Annotated in this window: 2 protein-coding genes; both read right to left on the reverse strand. The window is 44.1% G+C overall.

Features of this window, described 5'->3' with window-relative positions:
- Positions 1 to 208: 208 nt before the first annotated feature.
- Positions 209 to 1,189, reverse strand: a complete 981-nt coding sequence (gene acuI, locus ABD892_RS11105) for an acrylyl-CoA reductase (NADPH) (RefSeq protein WP_345195717.1) — start codon at positions 1,187 to 1,189, stop codon at positions 209 to 211.
- Between the two features lie 219 nt (positions 1,190 to 1,408).
- The coding region (locus tag ABD892_RS11110) for a hypothetical protein (protein ID WP_345195718.1) at positions 1,409 to 2,538 on the reverse strand (1,130 nt) is incomplete at its 5' end.

Below are 2,538 nucleotides of genomic sequence, written 5' to 3' on the forward strand. Positions count from 1 at the left end.
CGTTTTGTGCAAAAACTGTACTCTGTTGCCAAAAGTACGGCCAGCTTGCTCACATTCCCAAGGTTAAGCGGGATTTAAGGCTAAAAGAGGAATGTGGACATTTAATCGCAAAACGGATTCACGAGATGGGTTTCATTTGAAAATAAAGAGATGAAAAAAGGCCAGTCTAAACTGGCCTAAACGTACGCATTAGTAAGAAAAATCAGTATTAAAGCTTAATGACGACACGACCGGTGACTTTGCCTTGAGTAATTGCTTCCGCATAAGCAGGCACATCTTTTAACTCAATCTCCCGACAAGCCTGCTGGTAAAAGCTATCAGGCAGCAATTCACTCAAACGAGTCCAGGCTTTCTGACGTTTTTGGATTGGGCACATAACAGAATCAACACCCAGAAGCTTTACGCCTCGCAAAATAAAAGGCATAACCGTCGTCGGCAAATCAAACCCTCCGGCAAGGCCGCAAGCACTGACCGCACCGCCATACTGCATCTGAGCCAGCAGTTTTGCGAGGACATGACTGCCGACTGTATCGACAGCCCCCGCCCAGCATTGCTTTTCCAATGGTTTGGCGGGTTCTTCAAAAGCGGAGCGATCAATGATGCGTGAAGCACCTAACCGGGTCAGCAGCGCCCGATTTTCTTCTGATCGACCAGACAGTACGACAACCTGATAGCCCAGCTGCGCCAGCAGGGTCACTGCCACCGAACCTACGCCACCACTGGCACCGGTAACCAGTATCTCGCCCTGTTCGGGTGCCACACCAGCCTCAATTAATACATCCACACATAGCATGGCGGTTAAGCCAGCCGTCCCGATCATCATGGTTTTTTTTGCATCAAGGTTATCCGGCAGAGGCACTAGCCAGTCAGCATTGACGCAGGCTTTTTCAGCCATACCACCCCAATGCGTTTCACCGACACCCCAGCCCGTCAAAACAACAGAATCTCCTGTTTTGAAACGGCTGTCAGATGACTCGGCAACGCGCCCGGAAAAATCAATACCTGGAACCATAGGGAAATTACGGATAATTTTACCTTTACCCGTAATCGCCAGACCGTCTTTGTAGTTCAACGATGAATAGTCGATATCAACGACAACATTACCTGATGCCAATTGAATATCATCAATGTCTTCAATAGATACACGGGTAACGTTATCCACCTGATCAAGAAGAAGAGCCTTAAACATACCTGCCCTCAAAGCAACGCTTTTCAACGAAAAGACGAAAGTTTATTTATATAAAGGGCATGAGCAAAATGAAAGTTTATCATTTAATACATGACTAGCATGCATACATCTGCATAGAAAAGTGCAAAAGTAAAAAGATGGGGTTTCAGTTCATCTACCAGAGGGTTAAATAGAAAAATACTCTTTTTAAAAGCAGTTATCGATGACAATCATACATTTTTAACTCCCCGCAATCACAGGGGGAGGAACCCTCACTTCATTTCTGTCATGATACGTTCGATATATAAGGCTCTCATAATGTCGTGCAGATGCTTTGTTGACCCTTCCCCACTGGCGCGTAATAGAGGCAACCGGAGAAGCGTGACTTCTTTTTGACTCATCTAAATTAGAAAAGTACTTGAGCATACTTCTTAATAAATATGCCCGACGAGCCATGTATTCTTCACAAGACCATTCTCGATAACCACTCACGGATGGGACAATTAAAATAGAGGTAAAATATGGCATAGAATTAAAATCTGAAACGAAAGCCATATTCCAAGTATTGTATAGATCCGCCCAGTGCTCTGGGCACGGAACCTTAATTTTGACTGTGGAGTCACTGAGAAGCTCAGCACTGGCATCAGAGTATTTGCCTGGGTGATTTTTAGCCAACACCAAGCCAGCTGCGGCATTATCAAAATTCCCTTGAGCAATATCGTAAATGACAGCTTCTATAATATTAAATGGCAGCATATTGCGGGTAAAACTTCGGTCAAGTTGACCATTACGCCTGTAACGCATCCCATCTTTAACAGGTTTGTCTACAGATAAGAGTTTGACTGTCGCACTGAAGCCTAACGATCTTAACAGCCCGCCCTGCTGCCTTCGATCATCATCCCATGTATTCATGCAAGCTTCTAAAAAATCAATATCCTTTGCCTGAGCCTCTGTCAATGCATCCACCGTTATGGCCAATGCAAGCCAGTCAGACATATTCTGCGCAATATACTCTTCGTGCTCATTAATTGCGTCTAGGTCAGAATGTTGCATGACGCCTGCTATTGCATGTAAAAAATAGTTATTCTTTTTCATATTGTGAGCAATCTTATCAACAAAACTATTTACATAGAATTCATCAGTACGGATTTCTGAAATCAGATTATTTTCAAAATCTTGAAATAATTGTGAGCGATACCCACTATCATCTTTAAGACCTAACTTGTAGAGTGTATTACTTATCCTCTCTGGAAGATCTCCATAAAGTTCGGGGTCGGCTTTACATTTAATTTCCTGATTACCACTGTGGCTCAGCCAGCTTGAGAAGCCTTGCTGGCATGGGGCAGGTTCGCGCAGCCATGTAACCCAGC

This window comes from Kistimonas scapharcae (assembly GCF_039540975.1).
GTDB lineage: Bacteria > Pseudomonadota > Gammaproteobacteria > Pseudomonadales > Endozoicomonadaceae > Kistimonas > Kistimonas scapharcae.

Excerpts from the sequence above, each read along its gene's own strand:
- acuI (WP_345195717.1), bottom strand. The coding sequence starts at position 1,189 with ATGTTTAAGGCTCTTCTTCTTGATCAGGTGGATAACGTTACCCGTGTA.